The 17,001-nt window shown below is 46.6% G+C and carries 14 protein-coding genes; 10 read left to right on the top strand and 4 right to left on the bottom strand.

The window, feature by feature from the left end; genetic code table 11:
* Positions 1-18 precede the first annotated feature (18 nt).
* The 7 genes from ACFS25_RS19680 to ACFS25_RS19650 all read left to right on the top strand — a co-directional run bounded on the left by ACFS25_RS19680 (position 19) and on the right by ACFS25_RS19650 (position 10,649).
* Positions 19-1,512, top strand: coding sequence for an arabinose isomerase (locus ACFS25_RS19680; RefSeq protein WP_381504388.1), 1,494 nt, complete (start codon positions 19-21; stop codon positions 1,510-1,512).
* Between the two features lie 36 nt (positions 1,513-1,548).
* Complete coding sequence (locus ACFS25_RS19675; protein WP_381504386.1) at positions 1,549-3,534, top strand: SusC/RagA family TonB-linked outer membrane protein; 1,986 nt, start codon at positions 1,549-1,551, stop codon at positions 3,532-3,534.
* Positions 3,535-3,555: 21 nt separating this feature from the next.
* Positions 3,556-4,752, top strand: a complete 1,197-nt coding sequence (locus ACFS25_RS19670) for a SusC/RagA family TonB-linked outer membrane protein (protein ID WP_381504384.1) — start codon at positions 3,556-3,558, stop codon at positions 4,750-4,752.
* A gap of 27 nt (positions 4,753-4,779) precedes the next feature.
* On the top strand, positions 4,780-6,219 hold the full coding sequence (locus ACFS25_RS19665; RefSeq protein ID WP_381504382.1) for a RagB/SusD family nutrient uptake outer membrane protein: 1,440 nt from the start codon (positions 4,780-4,782) through the stop codon (positions 6,217-6,219).
* A gap of 132 nt (positions 6,220-6,351) precedes the next feature.
* On the top strand, positions 6,352-8,901 hold the full coding sequence (locus tag ACFS25_RS19660) for a hypothetical protein (protein ID WP_381504379.1): 2,550 nt from the start codon (positions 6,352-6,354) through the stop codon (positions 8,899-8,901).
* 31 nt (positions 8,902-8,932) lie between these two features.
* Positions 8,933-9,901, top strand: coding sequence for a prolyl oligopeptidase family serine peptidase (locus ACFS25_RS19655; protein ID WP_381504377.1), 969 nt, complete (start codon positions 8,933-8,935; stop codon positions 9,899-9,901).
* A 31-nt stretch (positions 9,902-9,932) separates the two neighbouring features.
* Complete coding sequence (locus ACFS25_RS19650) at positions 9,933-10,649, top strand: SGNH/GDSL hydrolase family protein (protein ID WP_381504375.1); 717 nt, start codon at positions 9,933-9,935, stop codon at positions 10,647-10,649.
* On the opposite strand, the gene ACFS25_RS19645 is transcribed toward ACFS25_RS19650, so the two are convergent.
* Both ACFS25_RS19645 and ACFS25_RS19640 read right to left on the bottom strand, forming a co-directional pair.
* Positions 10,639-11,439, bottom strand: coding sequence for a GntR family transcriptional regulator (locus tag ACFS25_RS19645; protein WP_381504373.1), 801 nt, complete (start codon positions 11,437-11,439; stop codon positions 10,639-10,641). The genes ACFS25_RS19650 and ACFS25_RS19645 overlap by 11 nt on opposite strands.
* Before the next feature lie 125 nt (positions 11,440-11,564).
* On the bottom strand, positions 11,565-11,729 hold the full coding sequence (locus ACFS25_RS19640) for a hypothetical protein (RefSeq protein WP_381504371.1): 165 nt from the start codon (positions 11,727-11,729) through the stop codon (positions 11,565-11,567).
* A gap of 76 nt (positions 11,730-11,805) precedes the next feature.
* Here ACFS25_RS19640 and ACFS25_RS19635 point away from each other — a divergent pair, with 76 nt between their 5' ends.
* The 3 genes from ACFS25_RS19635 (at position 11,806) to ACFS25_RS19625 (ending at position 15,364) form a co-directional block, all read left to right on the top strand.
* Complete coding sequence (locus ACFS25_RS19635; protein ID WP_381504369.1) at positions 11,806-12,423, top strand: thioredoxin family protein; 618 nt, start codon at positions 11,806-11,808, stop codon at positions 12,421-12,423.
* 86 nt (positions 12,424-12,509) lie between these two features.
* Positions 12,510-13,061 (top strand): sll1863 family stress response protein, encoded by a 552-nt coding sequence (locus ACFS25_RS19630; protein ID WP_381504367.1) that lies wholly within the window; start codon positions 12,510-12,512, stop codon positions 13,059-13,061.
* Positions 13,062-13,243: 182 nt separating this feature from the next.
* Entirely contained in the window at positions 13,244-15,364 is a 2,121-nt protein-coding gene (locus tag ACFS25_RS19625; RefSeq protein WP_381504596.1) for a peptidylprolyl isomerase, read from the top strand.
* A gap of 229 nt (positions 15,365-15,593) precedes the next feature.
* On the opposite strand, the gene ACFS25_RS19620 is transcribed toward ACFS25_RS19625, so the two are convergent.
* Positions 15,594-16,151, bottom strand: coding sequence for a dihydrofolate reductase family protein (locus ACFS25_RS19620; protein WP_381504366.1), 558 nt, complete (start codon positions 16,149-16,151; stop codon positions 15,594-15,596).
* Positions 16,152-16,356: 205 nt separating this feature from the next.
* Positions 16,357-16,935 (bottom strand): RdgB/HAM1 family non-canonical purine NTP pyrophosphatase, encoded by a 579-nt coding sequence (rdgB, locus tag ACFS25_RS19615; protein WP_381504363.1) that lies wholly within the window; start codon positions 16,933-16,935, stop codon positions 16,357-16,359.
* Positions 16,936-17,001: the final 66 nt, after the last annotated feature.

Below are 17,001 nucleotides of genomic sequence, written 5' to 3'. Positions count from 1 at the left end.
AAGCATAAACTGAAAAATATGGAAAATCAATCTATGAATGGTATAGCGGTGAATCAGGCCGGTATTATAAAACGAAAAAAGACGCGTCCTCGAATTGGGGTGTTTGGCGTGGGTTACTTTAAATATTGGGGGCAGTTCGACGGCTTACTGGAAGATATGCTGAAGAAGCAATCGGTTTTCATTGAGAAAGTTGAAGCACTTGACTCCGTAGACATTATTGACTTTGGTCTGGTAGATGATGTAACGAAAGCTTACGAGATGGTCCCAAAACTCAATGCGGCCAATCTTGATCTGATTTTCTGCGATATGCTAACGTACGCAACGTCGAGCACATTCGGCATTATTATCAAAAGCATTGATATTCCGATTGTGCTGGTTGCTCTACAGCCCGACAAGGCGATGAATTACAGCAAAGCGTCTACGTATCTACAGCTATATAATGACGACATCTGCTCACTGCCGGAGTTTGCGGGTGTGGCAGTTCGAATGGGTAAGAAAGTACCGAAAATGATTATTGGTACCCTATACGACGACCCTGCGGCTGATGCCGAGATTGAAGAATACTGCCGGATTGCCGCCGTTCTGCATGATTTGAAGACGGCTAAAATCGGTCATATTGGGCACCCGATAGAAGCTATGCTCGACATGCACTCCGATTCGACAATGCTGACGGCTCATTTTGGTGCCCACATTGTTCAGTGCGAAGCCCACGAAATTGTCACGTTCTATCAGCAGGCTACAGCCGAAGAAATCGACGTAGTTAAAGATCGGATTCTGGCTTTTTTCGATACGCCCGATCCTGTGTCTGATCCGATCTCCGAAAAACTGCGGGACTCCGACCTGCACATTGCGGCTCAGGCAGCCGTGGCGCTGGAAAAATTTGTGAAGGCGAAAAAACTTGATGGCCTTGCCTATTACTACGATGGACCGGATAACAGCGACACACGAGTTGTTATGTCGAACCTGATTGTCGGCAACTCATTGCTGACGGGTGCAGGCTTTCCAATGTGTGGCGAATCAGATTTGAAAACATGCATTGCCATGCTCATCATGGAGCGCCTGGGCATTGGGGGAAGTTTTGCTGAGTTTCACCCGGTCGATTTTATTGAAGATTTTGTACTGGTGGGGCACGACGGACCGCACAATATCGCCATTGCCGAAGGGCAACCCGTTCTACGTAGCCTCAAAAAATACCACGGCAAACCGGGTTTTGGGGCTGGTGTCGAGTTTAAAATCAAGGAAGGGCCAATTACGATGCTGAGTATCAACTCGACGTATGATGGGAAAATGAAATTTGTTATCGCCGAAGGGGAATCGATTGCCGGATCAATTCCGCCAACGGGAAATACTAATACCAGAGGTTTTTTTAAACCCGATGTCCGGACGTTTCTTAAACGTTGGATTAACGAAGGCCCGACGCACCACTTTGCGCTGGGTATTGGGCATCACGCAGAAACGATACAGACGATTGCCGACTACCTGAAGATTGAATCCGTACTTATCAACGGATAAAACTCGCCTAAAATCTTGAACCTTAATCCTTTAATTATGAACCATTTTTTATTTGATCACCTGCGACTTCTGGTGATCGGCATCATGTTGAGCGTGTTGATCACCGTAAATGTTGTGATTGCCCAATCGACTGGTAAAGAGTTGGTTAGTGGTAAAATAACCGCTGATGAAGATGGTGAAGCCCTGGTTGGTGCGACGGTAACCGAAAAAGGAACTACCAATGGAACGACGTCGGATGTTTACGGAAGCTTCAAACTCAATGTGTCGGCAAAGGCGACACTTGTGGTCAGTTTCATTGGCTACACGCCCCAGGAATTTCCCGTTACTAATCGTTCGACGATCAATGTTGCCTTAAAAACAGATCAGCAGCAATTACAGGATGTGGTGGTAGTGGGCTATGGTACGCAACGGAAAAAAGATCTGACGGGCTCCATTGTCAACCTGACCAGCAAAGACTTAGTGCCCGTTCCGTCGGCTACAAGTGTTGACCAGATGATGCAGGGCAAGGTAGCAGGTGTGCAGATTACGCAAACGTCGGGCGCGCCGGGTGGCAATGTCAATGTCGTGATTCGCGGCATTAGCTCTATTACGGGCGGAAACTCGCCCTTATATGTCGTGGATGGATACGCCATCGGTACGGGTGGGGGAGGCTCTGATCTGAGCACGTTTAGTTCTAATTCCTATTCGGCCAGCGGTATTGCCAGTAGTAGTTCAACCAACCGGATTAACCCATTGAGTACGATCAACCCGGCTGATATTGAGTCGATTCAGGTGTTAAAAGATGCGTCGGCAACGGCTATCTACGGTTCTCGCGGGGCCAATGGAGTTGTGATTATTACCACAAAACGCGGCAAAATCGGTAAACCAACGATCAGTTTCGAGCATTCGACAGGGATTCAGCAGCTAGCCAAGAAATTAAAGTTATTAACGCCCCGACAATATGCCGAATTCGTAGCTGAAGGGCGCGATAATGCCTGGGTATTCGCAGGTGGAAAAGCGGTTGACCCAAACAGCATTCGGAGTACAGCTACCCAGGTGAAACCCGAATTCCGAAATCTGGATCAGTTTGCCAATGAAGGATACGGGACTGACTGGCAGGATGTTATTTTTCAACAAGGGGTGGTTCAGAACTACCAGCTATCGGCCAGTGGCACCAGTAAAGATGTTGGCTACTATGTTTCGGGCGGGTATTTCGATCAGAAAGGAATTGTTATTGGCTCTAACTTTAAAAAATTCACCCTCCGCACCAACATTGATGCGCACTTGACCGAGCGGTTGAAAATTGGCGCTTCCTTTTCCGGTGCTCACTCCTACGGTGATTTTGCCCGGGCTGAAGGGCACCTGCAATTTCGTGGACTGATATCAGCCGCGCTGGCCAGTGATCCGACGATTCCGGTTTATAATCCTGATGGCACGCCGTATTCTGAATTTTCCAGTCCAACGGGCATTCCGGTAGAGAATCCGCTGATTATTGCCGCCGAATTTTCGGATAAACGTAATAATACCAACGTCTTTACGAACAATTACCTGCAATACGAATTTGCCCCCGGTCTGGTGTTCAAAACCTCGGTCGGGGTAAACTATTCGAACAACGTAACCCGTTTATGGAAGTCGTCGAAAGTCGGTATTTCTACCAGCCGAACGGGGGCTGCCACGGCTGGGGTCACGGAAATTAAAAGCCTGAACTGGTTAAATGAAAACACATTAAACTACCGGCATAAGTACGGCGACAAACACGATATCGATGCGTTAGTAGGGTTTACAGCGCAGAAAAACACGGATGATATTTTACAGGCTGGAGCGTCCGATTTCCCAACTGATGATGTGCCTTATTTAGCTGCGGGTGCCGTTACGTCGGGCACGAATTACAAAAGTGAATGGTCGATGCTATCGTGGCTGGCTCGGGTAAATTATACGCTGGCTGGAAAATACCTGTTTACGGCTACGATTCGGAAGGATGGAAGCTCCCGATTTGGGTCACAAAATCGTTGGGGTACGTTTCCATCAATTTCGGCTGCTTAACGCTTGTCGGATGAGTCATTTATGAAATCGGTCGAGTTTATCAGCGATTTGAAAATCCGGGCGAGCTACGGTATTTCGGGTAATAACCTCATTCCTAACTATGCTAGTCAGGGGCTGTTAGGCATTTCGCGCAATGTGCAAAATGGCCAGGTAATTTCGGGAGTTATTCCTACAAGTTTGGCGAATGACGTACTAACCTGGGAGCAATCTATACAAACCAATCTTGGGCTTGATCTATCGCTGTTTCATAACCGGATCTCGATTGTTGTGGATGCCTACCGTACGCATAAAAAGAATCTTCTGTTAAACGTAATTCTGCCTGCGGCATCCGGCTTTAGCAGTTCGCTCCAGAATATTGGTGAAGTTGAAAACAAAGGTCTTGAACTGACAATTAATTCGCAGAATATCGCAAAAGGCCCTTTTCAGTGGAATACCGATTTTAACATTAGCTGGAACCGAAACAAAGTATTGGCGCTCAATTCGGCAACGTCCCGAATTCAAACGTCTGACTTTCAGGTGGCTCAGGTTGGCTACGCGATTTCCAGTTTCCGGCTGCTCAATATTCTGGGTGTATTTCAAACTCAGGAAGAGGTCAATAATAGTCCCAAGCAGCATCCGAGAGTACAACCGGGCGATTATCGTTATCAGGATACCGATGGCAACGGTACCATCAATCAATCAGACCGAACCATCGTCGGTAATCCGTGGCCTAAGTTTACGTTCGGATTCGGCAACCGGTTTAGCTTTAAGAATTTCAGCTTGAACGTGAGCGTGAATGGATCGCAGGGTAACCAAATTTATTTCCAGGGTGGCGAAGTTAATTTGAATGAAGCGGGGGTTCAGAACCAACTGTCAGTTGTTGCCGACCGCTGGAAATCGCCGACGAGTCCGGGCGCGGGTCTATATGCACGGGCTATCCGGAACGACTACGCCTTTGGCTTCAGCTCGGGCACAACCAAGTATTTGTTTGATGGTTCCTACGTTCGTATTCGGAATGTAAATCTGGCTTATGCTTTCCCCAAACTGCTGGTCGGCAAGTTGAACATGCAGGCACTTTCGGTTTATGCCGACGTAACGAACCTGTACACCTTTACGAAGTATCCGGGCTATGATCCGGAAGGAAGCACCACCGGCGACAACATTGCCCGTAGCGGTATCGACTTCTTCGCTTATCCAAACCCACGAACCTACACACTCGGCTTACGCCTAACGCTATAATCGACTGATGGTCAAACTGATATTGTCATGAAAAAGAAATTAGTTATCTTTCTGTTACTAGCGACCACGGCATTTTCCTGTAAGGATTTTCTGGCGTTAAACCCCGAATACCAAATCAGTGATCAGACATTTTTCAAAAATCAGAACGATTTCGAAACGTCGCTGATTGGCGTATATAGCACATTCCGTGGTTTATTTAGTAGCAGTAGCCTGTTGTATTTGGCGGAACTGGCTACCGACAATACCGAAATTCAATGGTCATCGCCCTCGACAGACGAGATGCAGATGGACCAGAACGCGGTTACGTCAACCAATGTATATACGCAAACTGCCTGGAATACCTGTCTGTATACGATCTCCCGGAGCAACGCCATCTTGAGCCGAATCGATGGGGCCACCTTCGACCAGACGGCCAAAGACCGTATCAAAGGCGAAGCAAAGTTTCTGCGAGCCTATGGTTACTTCTATCTGGTTCAACTGTTTGGCAATGTTCCCATTATCAATCAGACCTTTAGCAGTCCGTCGCAAGTGGCTTCGGCTGATCTGGCTCTAAAACCTCAGGCCGATGTATATAAACTTATTCTGGCAGATTTGGCCGAGGCCGAAACGTTGTTACCCGCTACGCTCAATACCGACCGGACAAAAGCATCGCGTTCGACGGTAAAAGCGTTGTTGGGCAAAGTCTACCTCACCTTAAAAAATTACGATCAGGCTGCAGTTAAGTTGAAGGAGGTTATCGATACGAAATTTTATTCGTTGATTCCCAACTATCAAACGCTGTTCACGAACGGCAACAACAACTTGGCCGAGTCGCTTTTTGAGATTGAATATGTGTCAGGCCGAAGTATAGGCAATAATTATTCGGCTTTGTTTACACCGGCCATCACCAGTATGGCAATCTTTCCAAGCAATCTACAGGGGGGAGGACGAATTGTACCGACGCTGGATTTGATTAAAGCCTATGAAATTGGCGATGCCCGAAAAGCGGTATCGGTCAATGATTCGGTTTTGCTGATTGGGGGCAAAAAATCGTACAGTCGTTACGGGTTGAAATTCGTTGATTTTAAAGCAATTGACCTTTCTGACGGTAGTATTACGTTTACGGCCCTGCGGTATGCCGACGTATTGATGATGTATGCCGAAGTGTTGACTGAACAGGGTAAAACCACTGAAGCGCTGCCATACGTCAACCTAATTCGGCAACGAGCAAAATTGCCTGATTTAGCCGGGTTAACACAGGCTACCCTGCGAACCGCCATTGAGAAAGAGCGACGGGTTGAGTTTTTATACGAAGGACAACGCTGGTTTGATTTGCTGCGTACCGGGCGGACAAAAGCTGTTCTGAACGCCCATTATGCTAGCCTGAATCTGAGTTTTTCCGTGCAGGATTTCGAGTTGCTTTTCCCGATTCCGCAAAATGAGGTGGACCTCAATCCGACGTTGGTAAAGCAAAATCCGGGCTATTAATAAAGGTGAAATTGTCTGTGGTGTCGGGTTCTTAAACCCGACACCACAGACAAAGCTGTTTCAATTTGAACGAGTGTTTTTGTCCTGTTGACTCAGGACAAAATGTAGTGCCTGTCCCCAACTCTTCGACTCATGCGTACTCAAATCCTACCCGTACTCGTCGTACTTTGTCTAGCCATTTTTGGCTTTACGTATTCGAATCTAACAATTACCGATACGCCAAATCTGGACAACTCGACCCTGCGAGGCAAATCGTTCAATAACATTACGCTGGAAGCCTCGCTCAAGCCCTTCAAAAAAAACGATAAAGCTTATATTCAGCAAGTTGCCACCGAATTGTTTATGCAATGGGCCGCTTTACTTCGTCACACCGATACGGTGTCAGTTATGCTCTGGACCGCCGATGGGTCAGAAATTCTGGACTACAAAGGCAAATTAAATCAACCTCTGGAGTGGGCTCGGTACATTGGTAATCCAAATACAGAACACGAAGTCGGTTCCGGCCCCGAAGAATTGTCTTTGCATGAACGGGCACACCTGTACATCGAAAATCCGCCTGTGTTTACCTACGGCGATCTGAAATATATCATTCAAACGCTGAAAGATACCGGCAAGCGCATCACGGGTAAACCCATCCGGATTGGCGCTACGTTTGACCCAGGACCTGAGTTTGCCAAGTCGGAGTTTAAATACAAAAAACACCCTGAAATTCTCGGTGGCAATGCGATGGGTCACAAGACATTTGTGAGCTGCTATTCAACACTCAATGCCGACAAAGACGATTATGCTGGTTTCCCCAAAGGCATTCCGGCAAACACGCCGTTCGGAACATTCTTTGGACGGCAAAGTCAGCATTTTATGGTCGATTTAGGCTATGATTATATCTGGTTTAGCAATGGATTTGGCTTCGGTGTTGAAGGCTGGTCATCAACCGGGGCAATTTTTACCGGTAAAGCGTTTCAGCCCGAAAAGTTGCCGGATACCAAAGCGTTAATTGCCAATTTCTGGAATCTTTTTCGCAAAGAATGTCCCAAATTTCAGATTCAGACGCGAGGTACAAACCTCTCGACGGGCATTGATTTAGCGCGCGACGGGGTTGATCTGAAGCAGATTTACAGCGGTAACTACAATATGCTACCCCCACCGAATTCGCCCTGGGCAGCCCTCGACGGTGATTTTGGCTTGGAGATGGTTGGGTACATGTCGCGGATGGCCGAACTGCCCGACGAGCGTTATGTATTTCGCTACTACACTCATGACCCGTGGTGGGTGAATAGCCCCTGGCTGGATCGTTATGGGCAGGAGCCGCATGATATTTACCTACCTATGTCGGTAGCCCGCATCAACGCGAAGGGCGAGATTCGACTGCCAAGTCACCTGAATTTTCTAACTGCCGATAATTCATACGGGGAAATGCCTTCTGAAGTGCCCGATGAAGTGACTCCGCATATTTTGAAAGCACGCTACGATTCCCCGACCGCTCCGGGGCCGCTGGTGTGGGTCTATCCCTTTGATGAGTATCATACGTGGGCCTACAAACAGCCCGAACGACTCCCCGAAATTTATTATGGAGACTGGCTTATCCGGCAGGCTATCAACAACGGTTTTCCGCTGAACACGATTACGTCAACTGGTTCGCTTCAGAAGGTTTTAGCAACAAAACCGGCTTTTTTCAATGAGTCGATTTTAGTCTCTATTGTACCGGAAGCCGGTACTCCGCTTGAAAAAACGCTGATTGATTTTGTACAGAATGGCGGGAAACTTCTCATTTATGGCCCCGCCGACCATGCTGGAGCCGCTTTTTTGACCCTGCTGAATCTGCAAAACACAAAAGCGCTTGACGGAGAATTTCAGGTTAACTCAAGCATAACCCTTGACGAACTGACGAAAAAATATCCGGATAAGATTGCTCATAATGCGCTGTTTTCGGGTGGCGGCATTGCTACTCAGGTGAAAGCCAAAGCCGATGTTGGCACCAAAGTACTGGCTAAAATGACGCAGGGTCAGAACGAACGCGATGTGGTTTGGGTACGCGAAAAGCCAGAATGGAAAGGGGGTAAAGTGGCCTACGTGCGTGGTACCAATTCGAGCAAGTTTACGGGCGGAAAACTTCTGACGCCAGATAATCCTGAAGAGTTATTCACGGGGCCGTTACTGATGCGCTATGTACTGAATCAGTTTGGTCTGGACTACCGAGTTGACAAACGAAATCCGTCGGTAAAGAATCCAGTGCTGACTATTTCGCGGGCTGGCAACGGATTTTTCTTCTCCGGTTATTGCCCAAATACGACCATTACGCACCGGTTCAAACTGCCCCAGGGCGCTCCTATTCTGACGGGCTACGAAACGGAGCTAGCCAACGGCTATTCTGTTTATTCCATGCCAAAAGCCTGGCATCGGGAAAGCCGGGTCTTCATTGATCAGGCCGATGGTATTGTGTCCTGCCAGGAAATGACCTCGGGCGTGAAGCACATGAATCGGTGTGTTCGCCTGACGGGGCTGAAGAATGCCACCGTCCGCGTCTATCCTAATGATACTATAACCGAGCAGGGCTTACATATCTATTCCAATTCAATTTATCCTTGGAGGAAAGGCAAAACCGCTTTCAAACTTGGCGATAAGAAGTACGGCAAGCATTACGTCGTCGAAAATGTGACGGGCGATTTAGTTGCGTTTTGGTGAGATAGAAGCTGATCCTTATGCACACACTACCTTGAGAAATTTCTTTGTTTCCCTTTTATTAGCGTTGATTGGGCTGACTCCTCCAATCGTTTCGGCTGAAGTTTTACCTGTTTCATGGAGACTGGTAAGCCGGGTATTCGCCGATGAACCTACCCAAATTCGGGATGTTATCTACGGCCATAAGTTCGGTACGGCGTTGACAATGGATGTTCTCAAGCCCGCAAAACCCAGTGGAATCGGCGTCGTTTTTGTGCTGAGCGGGGGCTGGCACTCCGACATCAGTATGATTGAAAAGCGACGTAAGCACTTTCATTATTTCACGGATCGCGGGCAAACTGTATTTCTAGTCATTCACAGTTCGGCACCCAAATTTCAGGTTAATGAAGTCATTCAGGATGTTCATCGGGCTGTGCGTTTTATTCGGTTTCATGCTGCTGAATATGGCGTCAACCCTGATCGACTAGGCATATCAGGTATGAGTTCTGGTGGCCATTTGTCTTTGTCGATAGGCACTGGTGTAGACCGCCCTATGCCATCCGATACTATTCCGCAGAACAACACCACTACTCCGGTTGACTCAGTCGAGCGGGTTTCCAGCCGGGTGCAAGCCGTAGCCTGTTTCTTCCCGCCAACCGATTTGCTTAATTTTGGACATACAGGACGGTTGTTTGTCGAATGCGATACCACAAAGCGTTTCTGGCCTCAGTTTGGCGTTATGGGTAAACCCAGAGAAGAACAAGTGAACGTAATGCGACGTCTGTCACCGTACTACGCTGTTTCGAAGAATACGCCCCCGGTGCTTATTTTACATGGTACACAAGACCCGCTGGTGCCACTTGAACAATCAGAGCGGTTCATTGCCCGACTGAAGAGTGCTGGCGTACCCGCTCAATTGATCGTGCATCAGGGCGGTGCTCACGGTTGGGACGAAACATGGGAGTCAGATTTGGGTGTGGTAGCTGATTGGTTCGAGAAATACCTTCCGGCAGTAAAGAAATGAGGCAGACAGGCTATTGGACCGCTACCAGACAATGAATAAACTACGCTTGTTATTCGCCTTGCTGTTAGGCTTATCCCTAGAGGTAACGGCTCAATCACCGTCAATGGCCGATTCTGCCACGTATCTGGCCGGGGTGAAGAAGGAACTGACTGCTGTCTGGCCCAAAAACCGCACCATTAATCTGGTATTTCACGGGCACTCGGTACCCGCTGGGTATTGGCATGATCATGAAGTACATACGCTGGAATCGTATCCTAACCTGGTGCTGGCAAAACTTAAGAAACAATATCCGTATGCCGTTATTAACGTGATTGTTACGGCTATTGGTGGGGAGAATTCAATAAAAGGCCAGACTCGTTTTGAACAGGACGTACTGGTTCACAAGCCCGATGTGTTGTTTATCGACTACGCTCTGAACGACCGCTTTTCGGAGATTGATAAGGTAAAAGAAGCCTGGGAGAAAATGATCCAATCTGCTCTTGCTCAAAACGTAAACGTAATCCTGCTGACACCCTCGCCAGACCAGCGTTTGGATATACTATCGCCTACGAATCCCTTAGAGCCGCACGTTCGGCAGATTAAGTTGTTGGCTGAAAAGTACCACATTGGCCTAGCTGATCCTTACTCGCAATTCAAACAGAAAGCGGCTCGCGGTGAGCTGGAAAAATATATGTCACACGTTAACCACCCCAATAAAGAAGGCCACGAAATAATTGCGGATGAAGTGCTGAAGTGGTTTATAAAATAACTGGATTGGCAGAGCGGTAATCGTGTTCTGGGTTTGAAATAACCGCAAACTTATACTTGTCGCCGTGATAATAGGACTGTTCAATTTCAACTACCTTGTCGCCTGTGCAGATAACGGCACTATCCAGCACGAAGGCCGGTGTTGGCTTACTAAGATCAAAATTAGTTGTATTAGGCTCCAGAATTTTTACACTGAATGTTTGCTGAACTTCGTTGATTTTGAGGGAATAATTGTTCTCGTAAACTTTGAAATAAGAAACTTCGGTTGGTATTTTATTGATCTTCGGGCATAGCGTCAGCGATATGTATTTAACTTCGTCCTTAATCAGCAGTTCGTCGGCATAGCGGAGTTGGTGTAGTTTCAGAACGGGGCCATCAATGATAAAATGCCGACCGTTGATCTCCGACGAGATGCCGTCCGGCAAAACGGTTTTCTCCAGAACGATGTTCTTGGGCGTAAATCCTTCCGCAATCAGACTATCGTGAAAACCGCGTCGGGTCGCGTAAATAGAGCCGAGTGTGCGTAGTAAATGATGGTCTTCCGTACGATTTAAAACGTAGGTACCTTTCCCTTTTATCCGTCTGGCCCATCCTTTGGATTCAATCTCGAGCAGCGTCTTTCGGGCCGTTGTATTACTTATATTGAATGTTTTGATGAGCTCGTTTTCAGAAGGAATCTGGTCTCCCGGCTGTAGCTCTCCATTTTTTATCTTCTCAATGATGCTTTCACTAAGCGCGATAAATTTCGGCTTACCTGTAGCTATTTGAGCCGTTGCTCCTTTCCTTTCCATCCAGTTTTATAGACCAATAAGCGGCTAACACCCGCTGTGAGAGTCTGTTACGTTCATGTAACAAGAAACGGCGTTAACACGTTAACAGGGTCTGTAAAGATACATGTTCCTTTTCAGGATTAAATCTAATCAATCAGGCTTATAGGGCGGTTGTCTAAACGGAAATGCCGTCCATTCTCGATGAGTAACGCAATTAAGTTATCGAAGTGGCTAATACGCGTCGGGAAACCACTTTTCTTCATCAATGCGACATACGTAGGCGCTGGATGGTAATTATTTAGTGGGAGCATAGTTAACTAATTTGCGTATGTATTAATCTTTTTGATACGTTTGTTATCTAAAAGTTATACATTCACAAAATTTACAATGAAATCATTCCTGAGTTGGTCGTTAACTGGGTGGCTGGTTCTGATACTGACTCAATCAGGTGGTGCGCAAAGCACAAAAGGCTATAATCTGGGTGACGCTGTAGCGGACTTTCGGCTAAAAAACGTGGATAGTCGCCAGATTACGCTAGCTGACTACAAAGAGCAAAAAGGGCTGATTGTCGTTTTCATGAGTAATCATTGCCCTTTTGCAAAAGCGTACGAAGATCGGCTCATGGCTTTGGATCGTAAATTTTCCCCACAAGGCTACCCTGTATTGGCAATCATGCCTAACGATCCGAAGATTTACGAAGATGACTCATTCCTGAACATGCAAGCCCGCTCCCGCGACAAGGGTTATCCTTTTCCCTACGGGATGGATGAAACGCAGACAACTGCCCGGGCTTTTGGCGCTACTCGTACCCCCGAAGTTTATGTATTGAAACAGACCAGTGGGCAGTTTATTCTCGAATATGTTGGTACGATTGACGATAGTCCGCAGGATGGGGCAGGTGTGCAGCGCCGGTACGTTGACGAGGCCGTTAGCAGTTTATTAGCTGGTCGGCCTGTGCAATCGCCCATCACTAAACCCATCGGTTGCGCCATAAAATGGAAGTAAAGGGCAAACTCTGTCTTAGCTTTTCTGCTTTTTTCTGGCACACCATTTGCCAACTCCGTCTGTAGTTAAACTACACAGAAGTAATTATGAAGAAGTCTCCATTGATGTTAACCCGAATTAAACACGTTGCCGGTACCATGATGCTGGTGGGATCGCTGGCGCTATTGCAGGCTTGCGGCTCCGACAATAAGAAGGAATCTCGTACCGAAGACGCACTTGAAAAAACGGGTGATGCTATTTCTGCTGATACAAAGGATGCGGCAGCTGACGCCAAAGAAGATTTGAATGAAACGGGTAATAAAGCAGATGCTAAAGCGGACGAAGTGTCGGCTGATTTTAAACGGGAACGGGATGAGGCTGTGGCCAAAATGAACGTTCAGAAGGACAAATTAGACGCAAAAATCGATGAATTGAAAGCGAAAGCTGATAATCAGAGTGATAAGGCAAAGGTCGAAACGGAACGCCAAAAAGCGAAGTTGGAAGTACAGCGGAGAGAATTAGGCGATGATATTGACAAGGCTAAAAATGCGACTGCCGATGCCTGGAAAGATGTAAAATCAGGGTTCAAGCAAGCTGGTCACGAAATAGGTGATGCCTTTGACAAAGCCGGAGACAAACTTAAACGGAACGATAACTAAACCTCACGTTCCATTTTTTTAACGATAACGACAATGCCGACTTTTTAATAAAAGTCGGCATTGTCGTTAATAAGAGAATGTGGAGCCTTTTCCTCACTTTTGGGGATGGATGTACAGTTAGTGCTTGTATTCCAACGGGGAAAATTGTTATTTTGCGGGCTAAATTGACTGTTAAAAGCGAAATGTCTGTCATTAATAAGATCAGAGAACGTTCAGGGCTGGCTGTTGGTATTATTGCCGTCAGTTTGATTCTGTTCATTGTGGGTGGTGATTTGCTCGGTGGCCGTAGCTTGCTATTTGGCGGAAACCAGCAGGAAGTTGGTGAGATTGCTGGTCAATCCATTGATTATCAAGAGTTCAATGCTAAAGTGGATGAACTTCGGGCACAGTTTGAACAACAATCCGGCCGGCCACCTGCCGATCAGGACTTGGCTCAGATTCGTGAGCAAGCCTGGAACCAGATGTTATTTGAGATTGCCTACCAAAAAGAGTTCGATAAACTTGGTCTTAAAGTTTCGTCTGAAGAACTGGTAGACATGGTTCAGGGAAACAATATCAGTCCTGCTGTGCGTCAAGCATTTACGAATCCGCAAACGGGCGTATTTGATAAAAGCTCAATCATTACGTACCTCAAAGGCTTGAAAAACCTGCCTGTGCAGCAACAGGCTGCCTGGGCAAGTTTTGAGAAAAATTTAAGTTCGGAACGGTTACGCGAAAAATACGAGGGGCTGATGCGTCTGTCAATTTTTGCTACAACCGCTGAAGCGCAGAAAGAGTATCAGGCTCAAAATTCGAAAGCTAACGTTAAGTTCTTATTTGTGCCGTACTATACAATTAACGACACAACGGTAAAAGTGACGGATTCTCAGCTACAGGATTATCTGACGAAACATAAAGATGAATATCCCGGATCGGATAGCCGTTCAATTCAGTACGTAACCTTTTCCGTATCTCCTTCTAAAGACGATAGCTCAGCACTCTATAACCAGATTAAGTTATTGGCGCGTGGACTAGGTGCGGCCACGAACGACTCGACTTTTGCTCAGCAAAATAGTGATGTTCGCGTACCGCTCTATTTAACGGCTGGTGAAATGCCGGAACAGCTTCGGTCATCTATTCCAACGTTCTCGACGGGTGGTATCTACGGTCCCTTCCGTGAAGGCAGCACGTATTTTATTTACAAATACGGTGGTACTAAGAAAGACACCAACTTTACGGCTCGTGCCAGCCATATTCTGATTCAGACGAAGGGTCTGGCCGATTCTGCTAAAGCCGATGCTCGTCGTCGGGCAGAGGGAATACTAAAACAGATTCAGGGCGGAGCCAGTTTTGAAGCGCTTGCACAAACGAACAGCGACGACGGATCACGGTCGGTTGGGGGTGACCTGGGCTATTTCAAGAATAATGGCCAGATGGTGAAACCTTTTGAGTCAGCCATATTTGGCGCTACATCAGCCGGATTAATTCCTCGCTTGGTTGAAACTGAATTTGGTTACCATATCATTAAAGTTACGCAGCCCAAAACGAATGTGCTTTATCGTGTAGCGGCAATTGGCAAGTCAATTACACCGAGCCAGACAACCCGCGATGAAGCCCTGCGTAAAGCAGACCAGTTTGCGTCGGATGTGCGGACTAAAGAAGCATTTGATGCCAAAATAAAAGAGGATAAATCGCTGGTTGTTGCTACGGCTGACCGGCTTCCAGAAGGGGCTAATCAAATTAATGCGCTGACGGGTACGGAAGTACGGCCAATTATACGGTGGGCGTTTGACGACAAAACCGACCTTAATGCTGTCTCGGAGCCATTTGAGGTTGGCGACCAATATGTGATTGCTGTATTGACTAACAAAACGGCTAAAGACAAAGTAGATATAAATGATTTTCGGAGTGAGCTGAGTACCAAAGTCCGTAACGAATTGAAAGGCGAACAAATCATTAGCAAACTTGGCAACGCTAGTGGTTCGCTCGAAGCGATAGCTCAGAAATATGGCGCGGGTGCCTTGGTTGAAAACGTTGACGACGTGAATCTGGCAACCGGTTTTCTTCGTAGTGCAGGGGTTGACCCGGTTGCATTAGGGAAAGCCTTCGGTTTGAAGCCCGGCAAGCGTACGAAGCCTTTTGTTAGTGATGGTGGCGTTCTGGTAATGGAAACAACCACATTGACCCCGGCTCCGGTCATTGCTGACTATGCGCTATACAAGACGCAAATTCAGCAAAATAATACGTCCAGAATTAGTTTTTACATCAATGAAGCTATCAAAGAAGCCGCTAAGGTCGAAGACCGTCGGTCGAAGTTTTATTAGTCTGTAATTGACTTTGAATACACATAAAAATGCCCTAGCCTGATTTCAGGCTAGGGCATTTTTATGTGTATTCAAACCTCTATATTTTCTTCCGCTGTGTACTTTAGTTATGTAGGCGAAAGCCTGATGCGCCCTGGTTACTTTTATTTTTATTCCGGCTATAGGGCTTCTGTCTTATACTGAAATAGCAACAATCAATCTTTAAAAGGCTCCCTTCTCATGGTGCTATCTAGGCGTTACGCTTCAGTTCGTAGTGAAGAACAACAATGCCACAGGCAAACGCAGTTGACTTAACTAAGAGTAAAGCTTGTTTGCCATCAAGCTCCTCAAAGATCGGCAGACCTTTCCCAATGGCCGTTGGATTAATAAAGAGATGATACTCGTCAATCAAACCATGTTTGACTAGACTTGATACAAAGCTCCCACCGCCATAAACGATGAGGTCTTTACCATTCTTTTGTTTCAATGAGGTGATCTCCTCAACCAACTCACCTTGAGCTAGGACCGTATTGTCCCATTTTGATTGATCAAGTGTTTTGGTAAAGACGACCTTCTTTAATTCATTAATTTTGTCAGCACCCTCTAGTTCAGGATGAGAAGCCCAATAGGAAATAAACCCTTCTGCCAGTTTTCGCCCAAGAATGATACAGTCTACAGACTCGGTTAATGCTGTTGCATAGTTTTTAAGTTCGTTATCCCAGTCGAAAGTTAGCCAATCCATTTCCCCATTGGTTCCTCCAATGTAGGCGTCAATAGTCATTTGTACTTGTAGTTTTAGCTTTCTCATGTACCCAAACGTTTTTTACAAAAGTCGTTGATGCCGTTTATATAAATGGATTGCTTATACGTCTTAAAAAGGGGGAGGTTGCGCCAAGTTGGATACTACACTATAATGCGAAACAGTGCTTATTTATACTTCCTACTTTATTCGTAATCTCACGTAACATAATCTTAGCGGTTGTTGCGTGGGCGTTATCGTGCCAGCTACCGCCTTACTTTATTTGCTCCTTTAAATACGCTATCATTTTAACCAATGCCTGCGCTCGGTGGCTTATAGCACCTTTTTCCTCCATACTCATCTCTGCAAATGTGCGGTTATACCCATCGGGCTGGAAAACCGGGTCGTAGCCAAAGCCACCTGTTCCGCGAGATTCAGCTATAATTACGCCTTCTATACTTCCCTTAAACTGATGCTCGACCCCGTGTAGAACCAGCGTAAACACGGTAATAAATCGTGCCTTGCGGTTGGTTTCAGTGGCTAGATTATTCTGTAATTTCTGAATATTTTTTTCACTATCCCGGCTACCTGAATAAAAAGCTGAATCGACACCCGGTTCACCGTTCAGCGCGTCGACTTCCAGACCAGAATCATCGGCAAAACACGAGACGCCGAAATGGGTCCAGACATAATCCGCTTTTTGGCGTGAGTTACCGGAAATGGTGCCCGATGTTTCGGGCAGTTCATCTGTGCAGCCGATATCACGGAGAGTTTTGAGCGTGAAGGCATCGCCGAGCCGGGCAGAGACTTCATCCAATTTGTGTTGGTTGTTTGTTGCGAAGCAGAGTTCCATAGGAAACAAAAAAAGCCGTTTACAGGGATAACTGCAAACGGCTTCGAAAATAAAGAAAAGGTTTAA

The sequence above is a fragment of the Spirosoma flavum genome, from assembly GCF_042686045.1.
GTDB lineage: Bacteria > Bacteroidota > Bacteroidia > Cytophagales > Spirosomataceae > Spirosoma > Spirosoma flavum.
Note: the sequence above shows the minus strand (reverse complement) of the source record. Positions and strands in the feature narration are given on the sequence as shown.

Bases quoted from the DNA above. Each gene is read 5' to 3' on its own strand.
- ACFS25_RS19670 (WP_381504384.1), top strand. From the start codon at position 3,556: ATGAAATCGGTCGAGTTTATCAGCGATTTGAAAATCCGGGCGAGCTAC.
- ACFS25_RS19650 (WP_381504375.1), top strand. From the start codon at position 9,933: ATGAATAAACTACGCTTGTTATTCGCCTTGCTGTTAGGCTTATCCCTA.
- rdgB (WP_381504363.1), bottom strand. From the start codon at position 16,935: ATGGAACTCTGCTTCGCAACAAACAACCAACACAAATTGGATGAAGTC.
- ACFS25_RS19675 (WP_381504386.1), top strand. From the start codon at position 1,549: ATGAACCATTTTTTATTTGATCACCTGCGACTTCTGGTGATCGGCATC.
- ACFS25_RS19630 (WP_381504367.1), top strand. From the start codon at position 12,510: ATGAAGAAGTCTCCATTGATGTTAACCCGAATTAAACACGTTGCCGGT.
- ACFS25_RS19620 (WP_381504366.1), bottom strand. From the start codon at position 16,151: ATGAGAAAGCTAAAACTACAAGTACAAATGACTATTGACGCCTACATT.
- ACFS25_RS19625 (WP_381504596.1), top strand. From the start codon at position 13,244: ATGTCTGTCATTAATAAGATCAGAGAACGTTCAGGGCTGGCTGTTGGT.
- ACFS25_RS19635 (WP_381504369.1), top strand. From the start codon at position 11,806: ATGAAATCATTCCTGAGTTGGTCGTTAACTGGGTGGCTGGTTCTGATA.
- ACFS25_RS19680 (WP_381504388.1), top strand. From the start codon at position 19: ATGGAAAATCAATCTATGAATGGTATAGCGGTGAATCAGGCCGGTATT.
- ACFS25_RS19645 (WP_381504373.1), bottom strand. From the start codon at position 11,439: ATGGAAAGGAAAGGAGCAACGGCTCAAATAGCTACAGGTAAGCCGAAA.
- ACFS25_RS19640 (WP_381504371.1), bottom strand. From the start codon at position 11,729: ATGCTCCCACTAAATAATTACCATCCAGCGCCTACGTATGTCGCATTG.
- ACFS25_RS19660 (WP_381504379.1), top strand. From the start codon at position 6,352: ATGCGTACTCAAATCCTACCCGTACTCGTCGTACTTTGTCTAGCCATT.
- ACFS25_RS19665 (WP_381504382.1), top strand. From the start codon at position 4,780: ATGAAAAAGAAATTAGTTATCTTTCTGTTACTAGCGACCACGGCATTT.